General features: G+C 73.6%; 16 protein-coding genes, 1 tRNA gene and 1 riboswitch. Of the genes, 9 read left to right on the top strand and 8 right to left on the bottom strand.

The window, feature by feature from the left end:
- Positions 1-49 precede the first annotated feature (49 nt).
- Entirely contained in the window at positions 50-2,119 is a 2,070-nt protein-coding gene (locus OG488_RS20065; RefSeq protein WP_329231095.1) for a sigma-70 family RNA polymerase sigma factor, read from the top strand.
- Here the strand turns inward: OG488_RS20065 and OG488_RS20060 are convergent.
- Together OG488_RS20060 and OG488_RS20055 are read right to left on the bottom strand one after the other, a co-directional pair.
- Positions 2,106-5,336, bottom strand: coding sequence for an ATP-binding protein (locus OG488_RS20060; protein ID WP_329231093.1), 3,231 nt, complete (start codon positions 5,334-5,336; stop codon positions 2,106-2,108). The genes OG488_RS20065 and OG488_RS20060 overlap by 14 nt on opposite strands.
- 103 nt (positions 5,337-5,439) lie before the next feature.
- Positions 5,440-7,557, bottom strand: coding sequence for an asparagine synthase-related protein (locus tag OG488_RS20055; protein WP_329231091.1), 2,118 nt, complete (start codon positions 7,555-7,557; stop codon positions 5,440-5,442).
- A gap of 931 nt (positions 7,558-8,488) precedes the next feature.
- Between OG488_RS20055 and OG488_RS20050 the strand changes: the two genes are divergently transcribed.
- The 4 genes from OG488_RS20050 to OG488_RS20035 all read left to right on the top strand — a co-directional run bounded on the left by OG488_RS20050 (position 8,489) and on the right by OG488_RS20035 (position 13,776).
- Entirely contained in the window at positions 8,489-9,997 is a 1,509-nt protein-coding gene (locus tag OG488_RS20050) for a sporulation protein (RefSeq protein ID WP_329231089.1), read from the top strand.
- 147 nt (positions 9,998-10,144) lie between these two features.
- Positions 10,145-11,401 carry an L-2-hydroxyglutarate oxidase gene (lhgO, locus tag OG488_RS20045; RefSeq protein WP_329231088.1) on the top strand — a complete coding sequence of 419 codons (1,257 nt, stop codon included), beginning with the start codon at positions 10,145-10,147 and terminating at the stop codon, positions 11,399-11,401.
- Complete coding sequence (gene trmB / locus OG488_RS20040; RefSeq protein WP_329231086.1) at positions 11,394-12,272, top strand: tRNA (guanosine(46)-N7)-methyltransferase TrmB; 879 nt, start codon at positions 11,394-11,396, stop codon at positions 12,270-12,272. Before lhgO ends, trmB begins: the two co-directional genes overlap by 8 nt.
- 70 nt (positions 12,273-12,342) lie before the next feature.
- On the top strand, positions 12,343-13,776 hold the full coding sequence (locus OG488_RS20035; RefSeq protein ID WP_329231084.1) for a PrsW family intramembrane metalloprotease: 1,434 nt from the start codon (positions 12,343-12,345) through the stop codon (positions 13,774-13,776).
- A gap of 156 nt (positions 13,777-13,932) precedes the next feature.
- Here the strand turns inward: OG488_RS20035 and OG488_RS20030 are convergent, their stop codons facing one another.
- From OG488_RS20030 to OG488_RS20010, 5 genes are all read right to left on the bottom strand, one after another.
- The gene (locus OG488_RS20030) at positions 13,933-14,877 is read right to left on the bottom strand and encodes an aldo/keto reductase (RefSeq protein WP_329231083.1); all 945 of its coding nucleotides are present in this window, start codon (positions 14,875-14,877) and stop codon (positions 13,933-13,935) included.
- A 190-nt stretch (positions 14,878-15,067) separates the two neighbouring features.
- Complete coding sequence (locus OG488_RS20025; RefSeq protein WP_329231082.1) at positions 15,068-16,108, bottom strand: M23 family metallopeptidase; 1,041 nt, start codon at positions 16,106-16,108, stop codon at positions 15,068-15,070.
- Between the two features lie 11 nt (positions 16,109-16,119).
- Positions 16,120-16,272: riboswitch (cyclic di-AMP (ydaO/yuaA leader) on the bottom strand.
- Positions 16,273-16,505: 233 nt separating this feature from the next.
- A complete protein-coding gene (locus OG488_RS20020; RefSeq protein WP_406463569.1) occupies positions 16,506-17,693 on the bottom strand; it encodes a PP2C family protein-serine/threonine phosphatase in 1,188 nt (395 codons plus the stop codon).
- 106 nt (positions 17,694-17,799) lie between these two features.
- A complete protein-coding gene (locus tag OG488_RS20015; protein ID WP_329231079.1) occupies positions 17,800-18,546 on the bottom strand; it encodes a MerR family transcriptional regulator in 747 nt (248 codons plus the stop codon).
- A 115-nt stretch (positions 18,547-18,661) separates the two neighbouring features.
- Positions 18,662-18,735 (bottom strand) — tRNA-Met (locus OG488_RS20010).
- 201 nt (positions 18,736-18,936) lie between these two features.
- Here OG488_RS20010 and OG488_RS20005 point away from each other — a divergent pair.
- The 4 genes from OG488_RS20005 (at position 18,937) to OG488_RS19990 (ending at position 21,493) form a co-directional block, all read left to right on the top strand.
- The gene (locus OG488_RS20005; RefSeq protein WP_329231078.1) at positions 18,937-19,251 is read left to right on the top strand and encodes a hypothetical protein; all 315 of its coding nucleotides are present in this window, start codon (positions 18,937-18,939) and stop codon (positions 19,249-19,251) included.
- A gap of 211 nt (positions 19,252-19,462) precedes the next feature.
- Positions 19,463-20,848 (top strand): FAD-binding oxidoreductase, encoded by a 1,386-nt coding sequence (locus OG488_RS20000; protein WP_329231077.1) that lies wholly within the window; start codon positions 19,463-19,465, stop codon positions 20,846-20,848.
- Between the two features lie 206 nt (positions 20,849-21,054).
- Positions 21,055-21,213 carry a hypothetical protein gene (locus OG488_RS19995; RefSeq protein ID WP_329231075.1) on the top strand — a complete coding sequence of 53 codons (159 nt, stop codon included), beginning with the start codon at positions 21,055-21,057 and terminating at the stop codon, positions 21,211-21,213.
- Positions 21,214-21,271: 58 nt separating this feature from the next.
- Entirely contained in the window at positions 21,272-21,493 is a 222-nt protein-coding gene (locus OG488_RS19990) for a hypothetical protein (RefSeq protein ID WP_329231073.1), read from the top strand.
- Positions 21,494-21,596: 103 nt separating this feature from the next.
- Here the strand turns inward: OG488_RS19990 and OG488_RS19985 are convergent, their stop codons facing one another.
- Positions 21,597-22,937: an ABC transporter substrate-binding protein gene (locus OG488_RS19985; RefSeq protein WP_329231071.1), complete on the bottom strand. Its 1,341-nt coding sequence runs from the start codon at positions 22,935-22,937 to the stop codon at positions 21,597-21,599.
- Positions 22,938-23,071 lie beyond the last annotated feature (134 nt).

The following is a 23,071-nucleotide window of genomic DNA, read 5'->3' as shown; positions in this document are numbered from 1 at the left end:
AACCTTGCCCCCGTATTCGGGTCCGAGGGTGCATACGGGGGCTTCCGCGATGAGCGGTGACGCGCAGCAGGAAGAACCGGCCGACGGTGTCGCCGCCGCGGGCAAGGGCGGCAGGGACACGGGGACGCGGGCCGATGACACGTCCACCGCCCGCATGCCCGAACAGGCGCGCCCCCCAGGGCAGGCGCAGCCGCGCCGGGTGACGCCCGGCCCTGCGGGTCCGGAGGAGCCGGGCGTCTCCGGCGAGGGCGGCACCGTGCTGCCGGGCCCCTGGCCCGCGCCCGCCGACGACGGGGTGCGGCCGGAGCCCGCCCCGGAGACCGGTGAGGCCGCGTACGCGGTCCCCCTGCAGCGGGAGGGGCGTGCGGGGTCGGCCGATCTCGGCCCGTCCGACGCCCAGTTGATCCAGGGCATGCGCGGGGGCGACGACCAGGCGTACGAGGAGCTGTTCCGCCGCCATTCGGGAGCGGTCCGCCGCTACGCCCGTACCTGCTGCCGGGACGCGCACACCGCCGACGACCTGACGGCCGAGGTCTTCGCGCGGACGCTCCAGGCGGTACGCGGCGGGAAGGGTCCGGAGGAAGCGGTCCGGGCCTACCTCATGACGGCGGTCCGGCATGTCGCCGCCGGGTGGACCAGGAGCGCGAAGCGCGAGCATCTCGTCGACGACTTCGCGGCGTTCGCGGCGCAGGCCACGCGCTCCTCGGAGCTGTCCGAGGCGGACACCCTCGATCTCGGCGCCGATGTACTGGCCATGCACGAGGCGGACCGGTCGATGGCCATGCAGGCGTTCCGCAGCCTGCCGGAGCGCTGGCAGGCGGTGTTGTGGCACACCACCGTGGAGGAGGAGTCCCCGAGCGAGGTCGCCCCGCTCTTCGGTCTGACCGCCAACGCCACGGCGGTCCTGGCGGTCCGGGCCCGCGAAGGGCTCAAGCAGGCCTATCTGCAGGCCCATGTGAGCCAGTCTCTGACGTCCGGCGGCGACTGCGCCCAGTACGCCGACCGGCTCGGCGCCCATGCCCGGGGCGGTCTGCGGACCCGGGCCGAACGCGGGCTGCGCAAGCACCTGGACGAGTGCGCGAAGTGCCGGCTCGCCGCCGGTGAGCTCGACCGGGTGAACGCCGGCATCCCGGCCCTGCTCCCGGTCGCCGTCATCGGCTGGTTCGCCGTGGGCTGGTCGGTCAAGGCGGCGGGCGTCGTGGCGGGCGGTGCGGCAGGAGCGGCCGGCGCCGGAGCCGCCGCCGCGGCCACGGGGAGCGCGTCCTCCGGAGGCGGCACGGCGGGCGGGGCCGCGGCGTCGGAGGGGCTCGGCGCTCCGCTGAAGGCCGGGATCGCCGCAGCCGTGGCCGTGGCGGCCGCCGCCGGGCTCGTGTGGGCCCTGGTCGGTGACGACCGGCCGGCGCCGGAGGAGAAGCCGGTGGCCAAGCCTCCGGCCGCGGCGCCCGCCGCCCCCACGCCCACTCCCCCGCCGGAGCCGACGCCTGCCCCGCAGCCGCCGGCCCCGCCCGCACCGCCCGTCTCCGATCCACCGCCCGCCCCGGAGACCACACCCGCCCCGGCACCGACACCCACGCCGTCACCGGAGCCGCCGGTCCCGGACCCCACACCTGAGCCCACCCGGCCGGAGCCCGCACCGACGCCCTCCCCGAAGCAGCCCGCACCACCCGCGCCCCCCGCACCGGAGATCTACCAGGTGAACGAGCTGGACTACTCGGTCACGGGTGATCACACCGGGCCCGAGATCCTGCTCGGCGAGAGCAGGGGGGTCTTCTGGCAGCGCGACGGACTGTCGATCGCCTCCACCACCTACGCCCACGGGGTGACCGCCCCCTCCCGCTCGTCGGTCGCCGTCCAGCTCAACCGCGCGTGCACGCGCTACGAGGCGATGGCCGGGGTCGACGACCTGACACTGGGGCTCGGCGCCGTGCGCTTCTCCGTGTACGACGGTGACGGGGCGCGGCTCTGGCAGTCCCCCGTGGTGCGGGGCGGTGAGCCGGCGGTCCCGGTGAGCGTGGGGATCGAGGGCAGCACGACGATCCGGCTCGTCGTGGAACCCTCGGGCGCCCTCGGCGGGGTCGCCCTCGCCGACTGGGCGGCGTCCAGGATCAGCTGCCGCTGAGCTCCCCGGCCACGCCGGTCAGCAGGCCGAGGACCTCGCCCGGGGTCAGTCCGCGCCCCCGGGCTGTCTCCTTCTCGTACCGAAGGGGTCCCAGCTCCTCGCGCAGCCGTTCCACGACCACGGCGACGTCGGCCTCCTCCACCGCGGAGCGGGGGCCTCTCGCCCGCCAGAGCTCGCAGGCCCCCAGGACACGGGCCGACGTCCCGAACAGGCCCAGCTCCACCAGGACGATCGCGGCGACCTCCGCCAGGTGCGCGGTGAAGACCTCCACGCACCGGGCCTCCACGCCGAGGGCCAGTGCCTCGACCACCCCGCGCAGCCCTTCGGCCGGTCCACCGGACGGTTCGGACACGCTGATGCGGGCCGAGAGCCCCAGGACCGCCGCCGCGAACTGCGGCGGTCGGCTGCCGTAGGGCCGGGCGGACCGCGCGGAGTCGGCGTACCGGCGTGCCCGCGGGATCTCGCCGGCCGTCAGCGCGATCGCGGCGCGGAGGTAGTACACGTAGGCGTGGGCGTCCGGCATGTGATGACGCTCCGCCGCGGCCTCCGCCTCGTCCAGGCCCTTCGTGGCCGCGTCAAGGTCCCCCGCCCGGTAGGAGAGTTCGGCGAGACGTCCGAGGAGGAAGGGCTCCTCCCCGTGGGCGCCGACCTCCCGTGCGAGTCCGAGCGCCTCCTGGTAGGCCGCGCGTGACTCCTCGTACCTCCCACGCGTCATCCCCGCCTCGGCGTCGGCGCTCGCCACCTGGGCGCGGAGATAGCGGTCCCCGACCCGGCGGCTCAGTACGCGCAGCTCGGCGAGGTCCTCGTCGATGCCGACCATGCCGTCGGGGGTGTCCACCATCATGTGGGTCCGGGTCATCAGGGTGACGCCGTACTCCCAGTCGCCGCCGTGCGTCCTGGTGTTGACGACGGCAGCGTCGAAGTGCGCCTGTACATCGGGGATGTCCTCGCGGCGCATGTACGAGGTCATCGGCCAGAGAAGCCCGGGGAAGCGGGCGGATTCGGGGCCGCCCGAACCGAAGGCCCCGGCGACCTTGGTGATCAGGGCCTGGAGCACCTCGTCCTCGTAGACGTTCTCCGTCGGCCGGCTCTCCACGGCGAGGAAGAACCGCAGCATGTGCAGATGCATGCGGGGCCAGTACCGGGGGTCGGCCGGGTCCTGCGGGTCCTCGCCGAGGGCGGCCGTGCGGTCGGCCCAGCCCACACCCTCGATGCGGAAGTTGCGCAGCCACCAGAACCACCCCATGGCGAGCACCAGGCGCAGCGCCGCCCGCTCCGAGGGGCCCGCGACGACCGTGCGGTGCAGGGCCGCGCGGATGTTGTCGAGGTCCGTCTCCAGGCGCCGGATCCACGGCAGTTGTCCGCCGGAGCGCAGGTGCGGATCGGCCTCCTCGGCCAGCGCGGTGAAGTACGCGGTGTGGGCCGCGCAGGTGGCCGCCAGGACGTCCGGGGTCTCGGCGGCCCGCTCGGCGGCGTACTCGTGGATGGTCTCCAGGAGGCGGTAGCGCATCTGCGAGCCGTCGGCGGGGGTCGCGACCACGAGTGACTTGTCGACGAGCGCGCCGAGCAGGTCCGCGGCGTCCGGCCCGGTCACCGCCTCGGCCGCGGTCAGGTCCCAGCCGCCCGCGAAGACGGAGACCTGCCGCAGCACCCTCCGCTCCTGCGGGGACAGCAGGTCCCAGGACCAGTCGACGACCGCCCGGAGCGTCTGCTGGCGGGGCAGGACGGTCCGGCTGCCGCTGGTGAGCAGCCGGAAGCGGTCGTCGAGGCGGTCGGCGATCTGACGCGGGGTGAGCAGCCGGAGCCGGGCGGCGGCCAGCTCGATGGCGAGCGGGAGCCCGTCGAGCCTGCGGCAGATCTCGTCGACGGCCCGCGGGTCGTCGGCCGCGTCCGTCGCCGCGTCGAACTCCGGCCGCACGGCTCGGGCGCGCTCGGCGAACAGCCGGTGCGCGGGGTCCGGCGGCAGCGGGCCGACCGGACGAACGGCCTCGCCGGGCACGCCGAGGGGCTCTCGGCTGGTGGCGAGGATCCGTAGCCGTGGGCAGTGCGTGAGAAGGGTCTCCGCCAGGGCAGCCGCCGCACCGACGACGTGCTCGCAGTTGTCGAGCACCAGGAGGAACGGGCTGTGGCGCGACCGGTGGGAGAGGTGCTCGACCAGCCGCTCCGTCGGGTCCTCGGTCAGGGGGCGCCCGTCGCGCGGGCCGCCCTGGCGGAGGGTCGTCTCGCGGAGGCCCAGGGCGGAGAACACGGCTCCGGGGACGGCGGAGGGGTCGTCGAGGGGGGCGAGTTCGGCGATCCAGGCGTCCAGACCGGCGGCCGACTCCTCCGCCAGCCTGGTCTTGCCGGAGCCGCCGGGGCCCGTGAGGGTGACAAGGCGGGCGCGGTCGAGGTCGGAGCGGATGAGGCGGAGTTCGGGCTCCCGGCCGACGAAGGAGGTGAGCCGGGGGCGGATGTTGCTCTCCGCGGGAGGCACAACGCCCGCGAGCCGCGAGGTGGGCTCCGCGGCGGCGAGGAGTTCCCGGTGGAGGGCGGCGAGCTCCGGCCCCGGATCGGTGCCCAGACCGTCCGCGAGCGCCCGGCGGGCCTCCTCGTACGCGACGAGTGCGTCGGCCTGCCGGCCCTCGGCACGCAGACCGCGCAGCAGTTGGGCGCGCAGCGGCTCGTGGTACGGGTGGGCGGCCGTGAGTTCCCTGAGCTCGGGTACGAGGCCGGCCGTGGCCCCGCGCCTGAGGTCGGCCTCGATGCGCTGCTGGAGCGCGCCCAGCCGGCGGTCCTCGGCCCGGAGGCCGTGCTCACGCCCGGGGAGGTCGGCGAGGGCGGGGCCGCGCCACAGGGCGAGTGCGGTGCGCAGGGTGTGGGCGGCGGCCTCGGGGCTGCCGGATTCGAGCTCGGCGGCGCCTTGCCCGGCGAGCCGTTCGAAGACGTACAGGTCGATGTCGTCGGGCCCGGCGGCGAGGCGGTAGCCGCCCGGACCTCCGACGACCGCGTCCCGGCCGAGCACGCGCCGCAGTCGGCTCACGAGGGCCTGGAGGGCGGCGGGCGCGTCCTGCGGGGAGCCGTCGGTCCATACGTCGTCGATGAGGGCGGCGACCGATGCCGGGCGGCCCGCGCGCAGGGCGAGGGCGGCGAGCAGGGTGCGCAGGCGCGCGCCGCCCACGGGCAGCACGCCGCCGTGCTCGTCTCGCGCCTCGGTGACGCCCAGGATCAGGTACCGCACGGGGCCATTGTGTCGCGGCGGGTGCCCGCCCGTTGCGGGTGCGGCTGACGGCTGACGGCTGACGGCTGACGGCTGACGGCTACGGCTACGGCTACGGCTACGGCTACGGCTGGAGTGTCCGGCGGGCCGGCACCACTCCGCCCGCGACCGCCCGTTGCCTCGGTGCCGCCGTCCCGGTCCAGCAGGTGCCCCGGCGGGTGACCAGGCGCCGGAGCCAGAGTTCCGTGGACGCCAGCTCGGCGAGGCCGTCCAGGGGAAGGGGCTCGCCCTCGGACGCCGCGCGCAGCGCCTTCCGGACGACGCGCGCCTCGACCAGTCCGGCGTCGGCGAGCAGGGGGGCGTCGAACAGCGCGATCAGTTCAGGCAGGGCGGTGCGCAGGCCGATGTGCCCGGCCGCGGTCGAGGTCGCCTGCGACGGGGTGCCCCAGCCGGGCGGAAGGTCGTGGATGCCCGCTCCCGCGAGGACCCGGCGCAGGATCGCGGCGCGGGCCCCCGGCTGGACCCTGAGCGATTCCGGGAGGGCGCGGGCGGCCCGTACGACCTGGTTGTCGAGGAAGGGGGCGTGCAGCCGCTGGCTGCGGATCTCGGCCGCCTGTTCCAGGATCCGCTGGTCGGCCGCGTGCCGGGCCAGCGCCGCGCGGGCGCGGGCCTCTCCCGGGCGCTGGACAGAGGCGGGCCGGATCGCCGCCTCCTGGAGGCGAACCGATACTTCCGCGAGTGCCTCCCCGGTGAGCCAGCGTGCGGCCGGGCCGGGCCGGGACCAGGCGAGGGAGGCGAGCGAGGCGTCGGCCGGGGTGTCGAGGCCGGGAACGTCGCGGTTGGCCTCGGGCAGGAGGGACGCCGCCGTCTCGAGACCGGTGCGGTACGACGTGCGGGCCAGCCGGCGGGCGGCGCGGTACACGGCCAGCGGGACGAACAGGGAGTGCGTGGAGGGACCTTCGGCTCTGGCCAGCGCGGCGACGGGCCGCAGGAGGTGGCGTCTGCGCCGGTCCATGAGGAGGTCGGCGAGGCGGGCGGGGTGCGCGTCCAGGACCTGGCGGGCGCCGTGGCCGACGAAGTGGTCCGCACTGCCCGCGGCCAGCCGGCGGCGGTGGCGTTCGGCGACGACGAGGGAGGGCGCGGGCTCGTCGGTGAGCGGGCCGGACTCCAAGGCCGCGTAGGGCAGGGCCTCCTCGCCGGCCGCGACGACCACGTGGTGCAGGCGGGGATTGGCCGCGATGACCCGGGCGCGCTCCAGCTCGTCCTCGTGGCCGTGGGCGGAGAGGTCGTTGAACGTGACGGCGAGGAGGCGCTCGCCCGCCCCCGTGCCGTGTCCCAGCACGGTGCCCGGCAGCCCGGGCAGTCCCGCGGCCAGCAGGGCGAGGGTGGCGGAGGCGCTGCCGCCGGAGAGGTCCGAGCCGATTCCGGGGACGGGTGCCCCGCGGGCCGCGCGGCGTTCGGCAGGCCCCATGCCGGGCACGGGACCGGGGTCGGGCGGCAGGGTCTCCGGGGCGTGGCGGGGTGCCGTGAGCCGTGCGCGTACGGCTTCGACCAGCGCGTCCCGCACGCCTTCGACCGCGCTCACCGGATCGGCCTGGGGGGCCGCCACGGCGAGGGAGGCCACCGCCTCGTACCCGGTGATCTCGCGTGAGCCCTCGCGGAGGATCAGCGCGTGCCCCGGCGGCACCCGCTTCACCCCGGCGTACGGTGTGCCGTCGCCCAGTGCCTCCGGGGTCTCGGGGCAGGCCAGCAGCGCGGCGAGGTGGCCGATGTCCAGCTGCGCCTCGATGAGGTCCGCGAGCGGGAGGGCCGCGGTGGCGTACGCGGTGCCGTTGGCCCAGGGCGTGGGCGTGTGGAAGACGGGACGGGCGCCGGCGAGGTCTCCGGCGACGGTGACGCGGCGGCCGATCTGGACGACGGCCGTGTAACTGCCCGGCCAGGCGGTGAGATGGCGCAGCGCGCCGCCGCGGGCGGCCAGCAGCCCGACGCGGAGCTGTTCGTCGGTGGCCCCGCAGCAGCCCAGGACGGCGAGGCGGGTGGTGGGCGCTCCCTCGGGGGTCGCCGCCGTGATGACGCGGATCTCGTCGGGGCGCCAGTCGCCCACGGCCCAGAGCGGATCCGGGTCGCCCCACAGCGGCTGGGAGCCCACCGGCTGTACGGTCCGCCCCTCCCCGTGGTGGCCGACCGCGCCCACGGTGCCGAAGCTCGCGGCGATACTGCTCCACCCCACCAACCAACGCATCGCCGCCTCCACAGGCTGTGGACGAACCGGCGTACCAGGACACGGGAACGCCGTTGCGGGACATGCTGCCACGACAACGGCGGCCGGGAGGGGGTACGGGCGGCGCACACCGGATGAGCATGCGCCCCTGGCAAAAGCCTGGCCACGGCTCCGTGGGGCTGTCAGCAACGTAACCGGGTCGTCCGGGAGTTGCGGCAGGACGCCCCCTGAGTGGCCCCCACCCCGGCAGGGGAGCGGACCCGACGCGATCCAGCCATGGTCGGCCCCCGGCAGGATGCCCGGCGAGACCGGCACTATTCGGCCATTCTCCGCTCGCCGGGGAACCGCGCGTTTCGCCGCCGTCCGCTCACCCCGGGGCATGCGCGAGGCACCCGGGCGGACCTCTCTCGGGCCCTCCGCGACATCCGCCGGCACCCCGCCCGGAGGCGGCGGCGTGCGGGCCGGCACATCCCCCCGGTGCGCCGGCCCGCACGTCCGCTTCCTCCGAACCCCGCCCGTGCGGCGCACAGTCCGGGAGGTGTTCTTCACCTCCCGGACCGGTTCGCCGCCCGCGGGGAATGGGGCGGCGGTCTCCCCCAGCCCGCCGTGTCCAGTGCGGCGGGCCGACCCACGCAGGACCCATCGAAGCGCTTGCGCACGTGCCGGACCAGAGCGCACGGCCGGGCGCACGGCCACACACGCGGAGCACGGCTCCCACGCCCCGCTCCGCGCGGACAACTTTCCCGCCATACGGAGGTCTGCCCCTTAACGGTGGGGATGCGGCGAACTACGCTGGGTTTACCGCTGTTCTCAGCAGGGCGGCATATTCCACGGGGCTCGGCCAAATGCGTGTGCGGCCGGAGTGCCCGGGGCCGGACCTGGGGAGAACACGGTACGAATGCCGCGCGCCGCACAGTGACGCGGCGGCCGTCTGCGTGTCGAGGGGTGGCGCATGTCCAGGGAGCAACGCGGGCCGAACGAGAAGCTCGGCACAGTTCTCGCCCTCGCGGGAATCAGCAACGCCGGGCTCGCCCGGCGGGTCAACGACCTCGGAGCGCAGCGCGGTCTGACACTTCGTTACGACAAGACGTCGGTGGCCCGGTGGGTCGCCAAGGGCATGGTGCCGCAGGGTGCCGCGCCCCATCTCATCGCGGCGGCGATAGGGGCCAAACTCGGCCGTCCCGTCCCGCTGCACGAGATCGGGCTCGCCGACGCCGATCCGGCGCCGGAGGTGGGTCTCGCCTTCCCCCGTGACATCGGGGAGGCCGTGCGGTCGGCGACGGATCTGTACCGGCTGGATCTCGCGGGCCGCCGTGGCGGCGGTGGGATCTGGCAGTCGCTGGCGGGTTCCTTCGCGGTGAGCGCCTATGCGACCCCCGCGTCCCGCTGGCTCATAACCCCCGCCGATCCGTCGGTCGCGCGGGACCCCCTCGCCGCCCGGGCGTCGATCCTCGGCACGGAGGGCGCACCCGGGGCACAGGGCGCGATCCCCGTCCAGCCGGGCCCGGACACCCCGGGCGTGGGCCCTGCCGACGGACCGCTGCTGCGCGTCGGACACAGCGACGTGACGAAACTGCGCGAGGCCGCCCAGGACGCGCGCCGCTGGGACTCCAAGTACGGCGGCGGCGACTGGCGCTCCTCCATGGTCCCGGAGTGCTTACGGGTCGACGCCGCTCCGCTCCTCCTGGGCTCGTACAGCGACGAGGTCGGCCGGGCGCTCTTCGGGGCCTCCGCCGAGCTGACCAGGCTCGCCGGCTGGATGGCCTTCGACACCGGCCAGCAGGAGGCCGCCCAGCGCTACTACATCCAGGCGCTGCGCCTCGCCCGGGCCGCCGCCGACGTACCGCTGGGCGGATACGTCCTGGCGTCGATGTCCCTGCAGGCGACCTACCGGGGCTTCGCCGACGAGGGGGTGGACCTCGCGCAGGCCGCGGTCGAACGCAATCGCGGGCTCGCCACCGCACGCACGATGAGCTTCTTCCGGCTGGTGGAGGCGCGAGCCCACGCGAAAGCCGGCGACGCACCCGCCGCGGGGGCCGCGCTCCGGGCCGCCGAGAGCTGGCTGGAGCGCTCCCGGGCCGGCGACGCCGACCCCGCCTGGCTCGGCTTCTACTCGTACGACCGGTTCGCCGCCGACGCCGCCGAGTGCTACCGGGACCTCAAGGCGCCCCGCCAGGTGCGGCGCTTCACCGAGCAGGCCCTGTCGAAACCCACCGACGAGTTCGTCCGCTCCCACGGGCTGCGGCTCGTCGTCTCGGCGGTCGCCGAGCTGGAGTCGGGCAACCTCGACGCGGCCTGCGCGGCCGGGACGCGTGCGGTGGAGGTGGCGGGACGCATCTCCTCGGCGCGCACCACCGAATACGTGCGCGACCTGCTGCACCGCCTGGAGCCCTACGGGGACGAGCCCCGCGTCGCCGAACTCCGGGAACGGGCCCGACCGCTTCTCGTCGCCCCGGCCTGACACCTCCGGGCACGCCCCGGCCCGGCGCCTCCGGTACGCCCCGGTATCGCCCGGTCCGGGGGACGGACGTCCCGCCACGCACGCCCGGACCCTGGTTTGAGCCCGTTGTCAGTGGGTCAGTGCACTATCGGGGTGGGAGGTGGCGTGATGATGACGCACGCGGCGTACGACTGCGACGTGCTGGTGGTCGGTGGCGGGATCGTCGGTCTGTCGACCGCGTACGCGATCACGCGCACCGCGCCCGGCACCCGGGTCGCGGTGCTGGAGAAGGAGTGGGGCCCCGCCCGCCATCAGACCGGGCGGAACAGCGGGGTGATCCACAGCGGCATCTACTACGCGCCGGGCTCGCTCAAGGCGCGTTACGCCGTGCGCGGCGCCGCCGAGCTGGTCGACTTCTGTACGGAGCACGGGATCGCCCACGCGGTGACGGGCAAGCTGATCGTGGCGACCGCCAGCGGTGAGCTGCCCCGGCTGCACGCCCTGGTGCAGCGCGGCCGGGCACACGGCCTGCCCGTCCGGGAGCTCGGTCCCGCCCAGATCTCGGAGTACGAACCCCGGGTCCGCGGCCTCGCCGCGATCCGGGTCGGGACGACGGGGGTGTGCGACTTCGCGGCGGTGGCCGCCCGTCTCGCCGCCGAGGTCGACGCGGCGGGCGGCCGGATCCGTTACGGCGCGGAGGTCGTAGCCGTCGACCGGCGCCCCTGGGGTGTCGCCGTGCGCACGGCCGACGGCCAGGTCGTCCGGGCCCGTGTGCTGGTCAACTGCGCGGGGCTGCACAGCGACCGGGTGGCGCGGCTCGCGGGCGACGACCCGGGGGCGCGCATCGTGCCGTTCCGTGGGGAGTACTACGAGCTGACGAGGCCGGAGCTGGTGCGCGGGCTCGTCTACCCGGTGCCGGACCCGGCGTTCCCGTTCCTCGGTGTCCATCTGACCCGGGGCGTCGACGGCACGGTCCACGTCGGGCCGAACGCCGTGCCCGCCCTCGCCCGCGAGGGGTACGGCCGGACGGTCGTCCACCCGCGTGAGCTGGCCGCCACCCTGGCCTGGCCCGGCTCCTGGCGGATCGCCCGGCGGCACTGGCGGTACGGGGCGGGCGAGGTGCACAGATCGCTGTCGAAGAGCGCGTTCACCCGGGCCGTCCGGCGACTGCTGCCGGAGGTGACGGAGGCGGACCTGCGGCCGTCACCGGCCGGCGTCAGGGCCCAGGCCGTCCTCCGGGACGGCACGCTGGTGGACGACTTCCTGATCCGGGACGCGCCGCACACCGTCCACGTGCTGAACGCCCCGTCGCCCGCGGCGACCGCGTCGCTGCCCATCGGGAGGGAGGTGGCGCGGCGGGCCCTGCTGCGGGCACGCGCGACGGGATGGACACCACCCGCCGTAGAATCGGGTCATTGTGTCTGAGCCTGTGAACCCCACCCCAGAGACGCCCGGCCCCGCCCCGGAGACGGACGCCGTCCTCCCGGAGACCGCGCCCGGCGCCACCCCGGAGACGGACGCGGACGCGGCGGCGCGCCGCGCCGCCTCCTTCGAGCGCCAGCGCAGGCTGCGCCAGGAGCCCCGCTTCCCCGGTGGTCCGGCCGCCGACCCGGCGGGCTCGCACCACGAGCGCCGGATCCGCAGTTTCCAGCCGCGCCGCAGCCGGGTGACCGTCGGCCAGGAGGACGCCCTCCAGCGCCTCTGGCCCACGTGGGGCATGGACATCGACGGCCTCGGCGTCCTCGACCTCCCGACGCTCTTCGACGGCCTCCCGGTGGTCCTGGAGATCGGCTTCGGCATGGGCGAGGCCACGGCGCAGATGGCGGCCGACGACCCGGCCACCGGCATTCTGGCCGTCGACGTGCACACGCCCGGCCAGGGCAATCTGCTGGGCCTCGCCGAACGCGCGGGGCTGTCCAACGTCCGCGTCGCCAACGGTGACGCCATCATCCTGCTCCGCGAGATGCTGGAGCCGGCCGTGCTGGACGGCCTCCGGGTGTACTTCCCCGACCCCTGGCCCAAGAAGCGGCACCACAAGCGGCGGCTGATCCAGCCGGACTTCCTCGACCTCGTGGCGAAGCCGCTGAAGCCGGGCGCGGTCCTCCACTGCGCGACGGACTGGGAGCCGTACGCCGAGCAGATGCTGGACGTCCTGACGGCGCACCCCCTGTTCGAGAACACCCAGGCGGACGGCGGCTACGCGCCCCGGCCCGCGTTCCGGCCGCTGACCCGCTTCGAGGGCCAGGGCCTGGACAAGGGCCACGTCGTGCACGACGTGCTGTTCACCCGTCGCTGATCAGCCACCGTCCGGCTCTCCGGCCACCACCCCGTGGCGAGTTGTCGGTCCCCCTCGTTAGGGTCGTGAGGTGTCCGAGGGGTCCGTGCAGCATCAGCAGCCGGCCGTCCCGGTTCTCGAGGAGCAGCAGCTCGACGAGTTCCTGGGCGCCGTCCCGGAGCGAGGCCAGTGGCGTTACCGGCCCCGCCGCGTCGGCATGGTCTGGCGCAGCAAGGCGTTCCGCGCCGGTGCGGTGATCACGATGCTCGCGCTCTGCGGGCTGGTGATCCTGGCCCTGGTGCGCCGACAGACGGGCACCGAGGGCTTCCTGGTGGGACTGGGGCTGGCCGTCCTGCCCGTGCCGCTGCTGATGGCGGCGTTCCGCTGGCTCGACCGGGTCGAACCGGGGCCGTGGCGGAATCTGCTCTTCGCCTTCGCCTGGGGCGCGTGCGCCGCCGCGCTCGTGGCGATCATCGCCAACTCCTTCGCGACCCAGTGGATAGCGACGGCCACCGCGGATCCGGCGGGCGCCGACACCCTCGGGGCGACGGTGGTCGCCCCGGTGGTCGAGGAGAGCGCCAAGGCCGTCGCGGTCCTGCTGATCTTCCTGTTCCGCAGACGGCAGTTCGGCGGGATCGTCGACGGCATCGTGGTCGCCGGCTTCACGGCGACCGGCTTCGCCTTCACCGAGAACATCCTCTACCTGGGCAACGCCTTCGGCGAGGACCAGCAGCTCGGGACCACCGGCTTCGCCTCCGTGACGGTGGGGACGTTCTTCGTCCGCGTGGTGATGTCGCCGTTCGCGCACCCCTTGTTCACGGTGCTCTCCGGTATCGGCTTCGGCATCGCGGCACTCGGCGGCGCACGTCACCGGGTGCGCCGGGTCGTCCTGCCGCCGGTCGGCCTCGGCCTCGCCATGGGCATGCACGCCCTGTGGAACGGCTCGTCGTCCTTCGGGCCGTACGGCTTCTACCTGGTGTACGGCGCGTTCATGATGCCGTCCCTGGGACTGGTGACCTGGCTGGCGATCTGGTCGCGCCAGCGGGAGCTGCGCACACTCTCCACCGAGCTGCCGGTCTACGCGGCGGCCGGCTGGCTGACCCCGGCCGAGCCCCTCGCGCTGGCCTCCATGCGGGCGCGGGGCGTGGCCCGCGACATGGCCAGGCACTGGAACAGTCACCCGGACCCCGCGCGGGGCCGGGCCGCGGCACGCGCCGTCGCGGAGTACGAGTCGTTCGCGACGTCGCTGGCCATGCTGCGCCGCAGGGCCCGCCACGACGGGGCCGGCCGGGACTTCGCCGTCCGCGAGCAGGAGTTGCTGCACCATCTCTGGCACCGCAGGGACATCGCGGGCCCGGCCCTGACGTACGCCGCGCACGCGACGGGCCGGCTGCGGCGGGCTCACCGGCCGCCCGGGCCGCCGCCGTTCCCCCGTCAGGTCCCTTACGGCAACGGGCCTCCGCAGCAGCTCCCCGCGCCGCACCGTCACTACGGCGGCCACAACCCGTACCTGGAGGATCGCTAGGCCGCCTCCGGACCGGTCGGAGAACCCGGCCGTCCGGCAGTGGACCCGGCGCACTCACTCCCGGGGGAACCCCGCGCACGCACCCTGGGCGGAGATCCCGCCAACTCACCCTCGGCGGTGGGCCCGGCGCGCTCGCCGGGCTCCCGCCCCGTCAGGTCAGGCCGACGCCGAGGTCAGTTCCGCCAGCTCCGCCTCGGTCAGCCGGAGACCGGCCACCGCCACCAGCGCGGGCAGTTGCTCGACCGTACGGGCGGAGGCGATGGGGGCGGCCACGGTCGGCCGGGAGGCCAGCCAGGCCAGGGCGACCGTGGCGATCTCCGCGTCGTGCTCCTGGGCGATCCTGTCGAGCGCCGCGAGGACCGTGCGTCCGCGCTCGGTCTCCAGGTGCTTGCCCGCGCCTTCGGCCCGCGCGCTCTCGACGGAGGCTCCCGGCCGGTACTTGCCGGTGAGGAAGCCGGAGGCGAGCGCGAAGTACGGGACGGCGGCAAGACCGGCACCGGCCGCCGTGTCCTGGAGCGCGCCCTCGTAGGTGTCGCGCGAGACGAGGTTGTAGTGCGGCTGCAGTGCCACGTATCGGGCCAGGCCCTCGCGCTCGGAGAAGTCCAGGGAGGCCCGCAGCCGCGCGGGGCTGATGTTGGAGGCGGCGATCTCCCGCACCGTGCCGGCCTTCACCAGCTGGTCGAGGGCGGTGATGATCTCCTCGACGGGGACGCTCTCGTCGTCGAAGTGCGTGTAGTAGAGGTCGATGTGGTCGGTGCCGAGCCTGCGCAGGGACGCCTCGGCCGCCTCCTTGATCGTGGTGGGCGAGAGCCCCTTGTACGCCGGGTGGGCGCCGACCTTGGTGGCGATGACGACGTCGTCACGGCGGGAGCGGGCCCTGAGCCACTTCCCGATGAGGGTCTCCGACTCACCGCCCTCGTTGCCTGGGATCCAGGCGGAGTAGGAGTCGGCGGTGTCGAGGAAGTTGCCGCCCGCCGCCACATACGCGTCGAGGACGGCGAAGGTCGTGTCCTCGTCGGCCGTCCAGCCGAAGACGTTGCCGCCGAGGGCGAGGGGGAAGACCTGAAGGCCGGAGGAACCGAGCGGGCGCAGAGAAGTCATACCCGGGTACAACCAGCTGACGGAGGCACCTATTCCGATTCGCGGCCCGCACCCCGCGCGGCCCGGGTGGGCCCGGCGCCCCCGTGACAGGCGACGCCGGGCGGACCCGGGCAGACCGACGGCCCTGACGTCGGGGGGTCGTGCGTCAGGGCCGCCGGGGTTCCGGTGCGCCGAGGAGCGGCGCCGGGGATCAGATCGTGAGGCCCTTGCCGCGCAGCCAGCTCATCGGGTCCACACCCGAGCCGTCCGCGGTGTGGATCTCCAGGTGGAGGTGCGGGCCGGTCACGTTGCCGGTGGCGCCGACGCGGCCGATGGTCTCGCCGGTGGTGACCTTCTGTCCGGCGGTGACGTCCATCGAGGACTGGTGGCAGTACCAGACCTCCGTGCCGTCGTCGAGCTCAAGGACCGTGCGGTAGCCGTACGAACCGGACCAGCCCGCCGACTTCACCGTGCCGCTGTGCACGGCCTTGACCGGCGTGCCGGTGGGAGCCGCGAAGTCCAGTCCGGTGTGGTAGCCGGAGGACCACATCGAGCCGGACTGCCCGAAGGTCGAGGTGATCGTGTACGAGGAGGTCGGGACGGCGTAGCTGGCGGCGAGCTTGGCGAGGCGCTCGGCCTCGGCCTTCTTCTTCGCCGCTTCCTCCTCGGCCTTCTTCTCCGCGGCGGCCTCGGCCTCGGCGGCGCTCTGCTGCTTGGCGGCCTGGGTCGCGGCCGCTTCGGCCGCCGCCTGCTCCTGGGCGGCCCTGGCCTCGGCCTCGGCTCCCGCCGACTGCTGCTCGGCCTGCTGGAGGATGCGGGCGCGCAGGGCCTCGCCCGCGTCGGTGGTGCCCTGCTGGGCCTCGGCGGCGGTGATGCCGGCCGTGGTGAGCGGGGAGGACGCGGCGGCCGTCTCGTGCTCCGCGTCGGAGTCGCCGGACATGAAGGCACCGACGCCGGGAAGGGACTTGGCGTCGGGAAGGTTGTCCGCGATGGAATCGGGAAGAGAGATGGAGACCGGCGGCTTGCTCTGCGCGGTGGCCATGCCGCCCGCACCGACGGCCGCGATGACGCCGACGCCGAGGACGGTGGAGCTACGGGCGAGACCGCGCTGCTTGGCTACGCGATGACGGCCGCGTACGGGGCGGATGGACTCCTCGGTGGGGTTCCATTCCTCCCACGTCCTGTCCTCATCACCGAAGCCTCCGGTCCTGAAGGATGACGGGGCCTCGGGGGCAGGCTGATTGGACGCCACGTGGGCGCTCTCCTTTCCTTCCTTCTCGCCTACCGGGTTAGCTGACGGGTTCGGAGCAGGAAGGTCTCCTACGGGCCCCTTCGTCTCTCGCGAGACACAGGTGCCCGATTCACCCCATGTAGGTGGTTCCCCGGTTCCCTTGCGGAATTCGGCGCTGCGCACGGTGCCGTCTCTTGCGACGGCGGGTACAACCGCGCTGCGTTATCGAACGTTAATAGACACCCGGGTCCGATTCCAAGCTGTTCCCACAGATCGTTCACGCCTCCGGCCTGGACTTTCAGGGGTCAAACGGGCGCAAACGGGCGAGTTGAGCACCACTCATCCAGCCAGCAGTTTCTGATGGTGCGTCATATGTTATGCGGAGCGCGGTCCTTCGACTACCGAAAGTCGCGACCGGTCATTCACTGTCCCGCCCCACGATCTTCACCGTCGTCCGTCGCTCCTGCTGCCCGTGCGAAGGCCGGCCGACGGCGAGCAGCGCCATGTCGTCCGTCGACCGGCCACCGGTGTGCAGCCGTACGTCGTCGGTGAGCGCCGACAGCAGCTCCTCGGGCCCCGGGAAGAGCCGGCCGCGCAGCCGGGCCGCCGGGTCGTAGAAGACACCCTGCGCGTCGCGCGCCTCGGAGAGGCCGTCGGTGAACGCCAGGAAGGTCGCCCCGGCCGGCAGCGCCCACTCGTCCGACCGGTCGGGCCACACGTCCAGCCCCATCCCGAGCGGCAGGGCGGGCACGGTCGGGGCCAGCACGTCGAGCGCCCCGTCCGCGTGCAGCACCAGCGGCTCAGGATGGCCGCGGTTGACGACCCGCAGGGTGTCCGAACCGGCCGGGATCTCCGCGAGGACCGCGGTGACGAACCCCTCCATGGAGTCGAGCCCGCCCCGCCGCGAGCCCTCACGGGCCAGCGCCCGCTCCAGTCGCTGGACCACGCCCTCCAGCGACAGCTCCTGCTCGGCGGCCTCCCGGAACGCCCCGATCACCACGGCCACGGCCGCGACGGCGTCCAGCCCCTTGCCCCGCACGTCCCCGACCACCAGCCGGACCCCGAACGGCGTGTCCGCGACGGCGAAGAGGTCGCCGCCGACGAACTCGTCCGCCTGGGCCGCCTCGTACCGCGCCGCGATGTGCAGCCCGCCGATCCGGGCGTCCGGCACCGGGAGCACCGCACGCATCGCCGTCTCGGCGATGACCCTCGCCGAGGCGAGCTGCTCGTTGCCGCGGTGCACGACGCGGTTGATCACGAGGGACAGGGCCACGACGGTGATCAGCGTGAGCAGGTCGGTGACCGGCGTGACCCTGAGGAGCACGCCGTCCGAGAGCCGGATGGCGAGCACGACCAGGACCGCGGCGATCCCGATGCGGACGGTGCTGCTCAGCGAGAAGAACGGGGCGGCGACGAGCGCCGCGGCGGCGAAGAGCGGGACAGCGGTGACCTCGGGCGGCGTGGCGAGGTCGAAGGCCACCCCGGCACAGATCATCAGGGCGGGCAACGCACGCACGAACCGCTGGGAGCGGGCGCTCCCGGGAACGCCCCGTCGGCGTCCGTCCCGCTTCCCCACCTGTGCAACACCCCTGCCCGGTCCACCCACGGCTGCGGACGGTACCGCGCCCCACCCAGGCTGGCCGGAGCCGCGCCGAGCGGCGACTCGTCATCGGCCAAAGGGAGGAGCACGCCGGAGCCCCGTCCTCCGGAGGTCAGTCGGAGAGCCGGCGCTGCGCGTAGATCGTCAGTGCATCCCGTACGAAGACGGCGGTTCCGTCTCCGTGGCGATCGTAGTTCCTCCCGAAGCGGGGATCGGCGACGTACATCTCCCCGAGGCCGGTCACGTACGCGCGCGTGGGCTCCGTGGTCGCCGACAGCCACTCGCAGTGCCGCCGCGCGATGTCCTGCACCTGCTCGCTGTCCGCCGCCAGGCCGGCGGCCCTGGCCTCCCCGTAGTCCCGGGCGATGACCTCGTGCACGCCCTGGAAGCGGGCGCGCTCGTCCTCGGTCAGTCCGCGCCACCACCGGCCGCCGCGCTCGTACGCCTCCCTGCCCCAGCGCTCCGTGACCTCCTGCTCGTACTCCGTGTGATCGAAGCCGTCGAGCACGTCCTCCGCCATGAGTTCCTCCCCTTGTTCGGTCCGGTGGAGAGTGGTCCGCACCGAGGCGATCTGCCGGCCGATGCGCTCCCGCTCCTGCTCCAGCAGGCGCAGATGGGTCCGGAGCGCGGCGGAGGTGTCCCGCTGCCCTTCCAGCACGTCCTTGATCGCGGGCAGGGAGAGCCCCAGCTCCCGCAGCAGCAGGATGCGCTGGAGCCGGACCAGAGCCTCCTGGCCGTAATAGCGGTAACCGTTGGCACCCGTGCGGCTCGGTGCCAGGAGACCGACGTCTCCGTAGTGCCGGAGCGTGCGGCTCGTGGTGCCGGCGCGCCGGGCGATTTCCTGGATGGACCACTCCATGACGGAAACGCTAGATCTTTACGCGGCGTCAAGGTCAAGCCCGGGACCGGCGGCCGGGTGACGGCATACGACAGAGGCCCGGATTCTCGAAAGAATCCGGGCCTCTGTCTTTCAGTAGCGGGGACAGGATTTGAACCTGCGACCTCTGGGTTATGAGCCCAGCGAGCTACCGAGCTGCTCCACCCCGCGTCGTTGTGATTGCAACTCTACGCCATCCGGGACGGTGCTCCGACCACTTTTCGCACCCACTCCCGGGCCGGGATCCTGCCGGCCTCCACGCGGTACGCCAACACGGCCTGTATACGGGGATGTTGCCAGGCGGAGTGGCGTAGGCAAGGGTGTTGCCGCACCCCCCGATCTTGCGTATCGCCTGCTGGAGGGCCTCCCACCATGTCCACACCGCACAGACCTGCCCCGTACCCCTCGGCCGCGCCGTCACCCCTGCGCGTGTCCCTCGTCAGCGGCGTGATCGGCGCCGTCTTCGGTGCGGTGATCAGCGCGGCCGTCAACTACCTGGTCATCGGTGTGCCGGAGAGCGCCTCGGTCAACGCGCTCAACCACGGGATATCGGGCCTGTTCAGCGGATTCGCCGCAGGCTTCATCGGGCTCATGGTGCATCTGCGCGGGAAGCGGGCGGAGCCCGTTCCCTCGGAGTCCGTCCCCCTGGCCCCGGAGGCCGACGCCCCGGCCGTTCGGCAGGGCTGACCCCACGCCGTACCCCGTCCCGGAGCAGCCGGGACGGGGCACCGCGCCCCGCGATTGCGAGGTGTCCGGAGCGGCGGGAGGCTGGAGGGGCAAGCCTTTCGGTGTTCGGTCCCGTCTGCGCGGCATCCACAGGTGCCGGCGTCGGCCCAACCGCCTCACCCGATGTGATGGAGCCAGGGGAGGCCGGGCGCATCCGCGCTAGGAGACGATCATGGACGGCACCCTCCTCGAGACGATGCGGACCTCGCTGCGGGGCCCCGTCATCGGTCCGGACGACCCCGCGTACGGGCAGGCCCGCACGGTCTACAACGCCATGATCGACAAGAAGCCCGCCGCCGTGGTCAGGTGCCACGACACGGCGGACGTCATGGCGGCCGTCGACTTCGTCCGCGAGCACGGCCTGGACGTGGCCGTCCGGGGCGGCGGGCACAGCGGTCCCGGCCTCGGCCTCGCCGACGACGCCGTCACGATCGACCTCTCGCCCATGCGCGGGGTGCGGGTCGACCCCGCCATCCAGACCGCCCAGGCCGACGGAGGGGCGACGCTGGGCGACTTCGACCACGCCACCCACGCCTTCGGCCTCGCCACCCCTGCGGGCATCATGTCCACGACGGGCATCGGCGGGCTCGCCCTCGGCGGCGGTCACGGCTACCTCACCCGCAAGTACGGCCTGACGGCGGACAACCTGGTCTCCGCCGACGTGGTCCTGGCGGACGGCAGCTTCGTCTCCACGAACCCGAGCGAGCACCCCGACCTCTTCTGGGCGCTGCGCGGCGGCGGCGGGAACTTCGGCGTCGTCACGTCCTTCGACTTCGAGCTGCACCCCGTGGACACGGTGGGGGTCGCCATCACCGTGTGGCCGCTGGACCGCTTCAAGGACGTACTGCGCTGGTACCGCGCGTTCCTGCCGCAGGCGCCGGACGACCTGTACGGATTCTTCGCCTCGCTCACCGTGCCCCCGGGACCGCCCTTCCCCGAGGAGATCCACGGGGAGAAGATGTGCGGCGTCATCTGGTCCTCGACGGGAGACCCCGACTCCCTGGACGCGACCCTCGCCGCGGTGAACGAACCGGGGCCGCCCGCGTTCCACTTCACGGCGCCGATGCCCTACCCGGCCCAGCAGTCCATGTTCGACGCGCTGATGCCCGCCGGCCTCCAGTGGTACTGGCGCGGAGACTTCTTCGACCGCGTCACGGACGACGCTGTGGACGTGCACGCCTCCTTCGCCGAGAGGCTCCCCACCGGGCTGTCGACCATGCACCTGTACCCGGTCGACGGGGCCGCGGGGCGGGTCGGACCCGACGACACCGCCTGGGCCTACCGCGACGCGGTCTGGTCGGGCGTCATCGCGGGCATCGACCCCGACCCGGCCAACGCCGAGGCGCTCCGGGAGTGGGCCGTCGCCTACTGGGAGGCACTGCACCCGCACTCGATGGGCGGCGGCTACGTGAACTTCCTCGGCACGGGCGAGTCCCAGGACCGGGTCCGGGCCACCTACCGGGGCCACTACGACCGGCTCGCGGAGGTCAAGGAGGCCTACGACCCGCACAACCTCTTCCACGCAAACCAGAACATCGAGCCCGCCGCGCCGCACTGACCGTCACGCCGGGCGCGCAATTCCGGGGGAAAGCCGTGCCGGGAGGGTTACAGTCTGCATGCACCGCACGATGATCCGGACGCCCCCGGAGCGGCGCGGCACCGGCGGCGGCACCTCGTAGCCCCACCGGTCGGACCAGTCCGGCATTCACCGCAGCGGCTCGGTCACAGGGCTCTCACCGCACACCGACGTACAGGACACCTGAGATGACCGACATGCCTGCCCGCACGACGACGCGGCGCCCCGACAGCACCTCCGCGGCCGCGGCGACCGACACCCGCATCGCCGCCCCCCTGCCCACGCCTCAGTACGCGGGCCTGTTCATCGAGCCCGACCTGCCGCCGCTCACCGACGAACCCGAATGAGCGGTGGGCCGTGACCGGCCCCGAGTGACCGCCGCGGGCGCACGGTCGTTGAACGGCCATGCGCATCCGTATCGGCGTGATCGTCCTCGCGGTGGCCCTGCTGATCGCCGCGTTCCTCTCGAACATCCCCACCGAGGCGGAGACCGAGGCGGCCTGCCGGAGGGCTCTGGACAACCTGTCGACGTGGACCGAGCGGCCGGACATCTGCCAGGACGTGTCCCCCGAGACCTACCGGACGTTCCTCCTGATGTACGAACTGCGGGAGGAGGGCCTGGACTGAGGACGGGGCGGGCCCCCGTGCACCCGGCCCGCCCCGGACCGGCGGTCCGGGGCGGGTGCGTACGTGCATGCGTGCGGGCTCACGGGCGTGCGACCAGGTGCCGTCAGCCCTGCTGTTCCTTCCACTCCGCCTGGGCCTCGTCGAGGTCCTCGGCGAAGGAGTCCAGGAAGTCCTCGGCGCTCGTCTTGCCGAGCAGGACCTTCTGGAAGCCCGACTCGCTGTCGGCCTTGGACAGGGTGTTCCAGTCCGGCAGGTAGTAGGGGAGCTGGACGATCCTGGTGTCCCCGGAGAACAGCGCCTCGGCACCGAGCGCGGTGGTCTCCGCCTTGTCGAGCCAGGGGTCCTCGGCGGCCTCCTTGTTGGCCGGGATGAGGCCCGCGGACTCGCTGAACTTGGAGTTCGAGGCGTGGGAGGCGGCGAACTCGATGAACTTCCAGGCCGCCGCCTTGTTCTCGGACGACTTGAGCAGGCCGAGGCCGGAGACCGGGTTGGAGACCATCACCCGCGTACCGTCGGCCAGTTCGGGCTGCGGGATACCGCGGAACTTCTCGACGCCGAGCGCGCTCACATGGTCCTGGTAGGAGCCCAGGTTGTGGTTGAGCATGGCGATGGAGCCGGAGTCGAACTGGGCGACCATCTTGGTGAAGTCGTTGTTGAGGTCGGCCTCCGGGGTGGCCTTCCTGTACAGGCCGGCGTACTTCTCCAGGGCCGCGACGTTCTTCGGGTCGTTGACCGTCGTCCTCGTCCCGGACTCGTCCCAGAAGGACGTGATGCCCGACTGCCCGTACATCGCGTCCAGGGCCTGGGCGATGGAGCCCGGGCCGCCGCGGATGGTGTAGCCGAAACGATTCTTCTGCTGGTCCGTCAGCTTCGCCGCCGCCTTGTAGAACTCGTCCCAGGTGTCGGGCTCCCCCAGCCCGGCCTTCTCGAACAGGTCCGTGCGGTAGTAGAGGACGCCGTTGGTGGCGGAGATCGGCACCGTGTACGTCTCGTCCCGGCCGGCCGCGCTCTTCACGTTCTCGAGCATCGCCTCGTTGAGCTTGCCCTTGAGCGAGCTGTCCGCGATCCGGTCGTCCAGCGGCTCCAGTGCGTCCTGCGCGGTGATCCCGGCGACCATCGCCGCGCCCACGCCGCCGACGTCCGGCAGACCGCCGCCCTGGATGGCGGTGTCGTACTTGGACTGCGCCTCGGTCGAGGCGATGCCCACGTACTGCACGTCGACGTCCGGGTTCGCCTTCTCGAAGTCGGCGATGATCTCCTTCCAGATCGCCGTACGGACGCCGCCGTTCTCGTCCCAGAACACGATCTTCCCGGTGCCCGAGCCCTCGGCACCCTTCGCACCGGCGATGCCGCTGCCGTCGTCCCCGCAGGCGGTGGCCGTGAGGGCCAGGGCCGAGACCAGGGATATCGCGGCGGCGAGACGGCTGTTGCGGGGCTTGACCATGGTCGGCTCTCTTCTCTGAGTGCTCACCGGCGGGCGCCGGGCAGCGGGGTGCCGCAGCGTGAAGCCGTGCGGGGGCGATGACGTTCGGAGGCGGCGGTGGGGGGCCTTCAGCGTCTCCCTCGGCGCCGGGGGCG

This window comes from Streptomyces sp. NBC_01460, from assembly GCF_036227405.1.
Taxonomy (GTDB): Bacteria; Actinomycetota; Actinomycetes; order Streptomycetales; family Streptomycetaceae; genus Streptomyces.
This window is presented reverse-complemented; position numbering and strand designations above follow the sequence as displayed.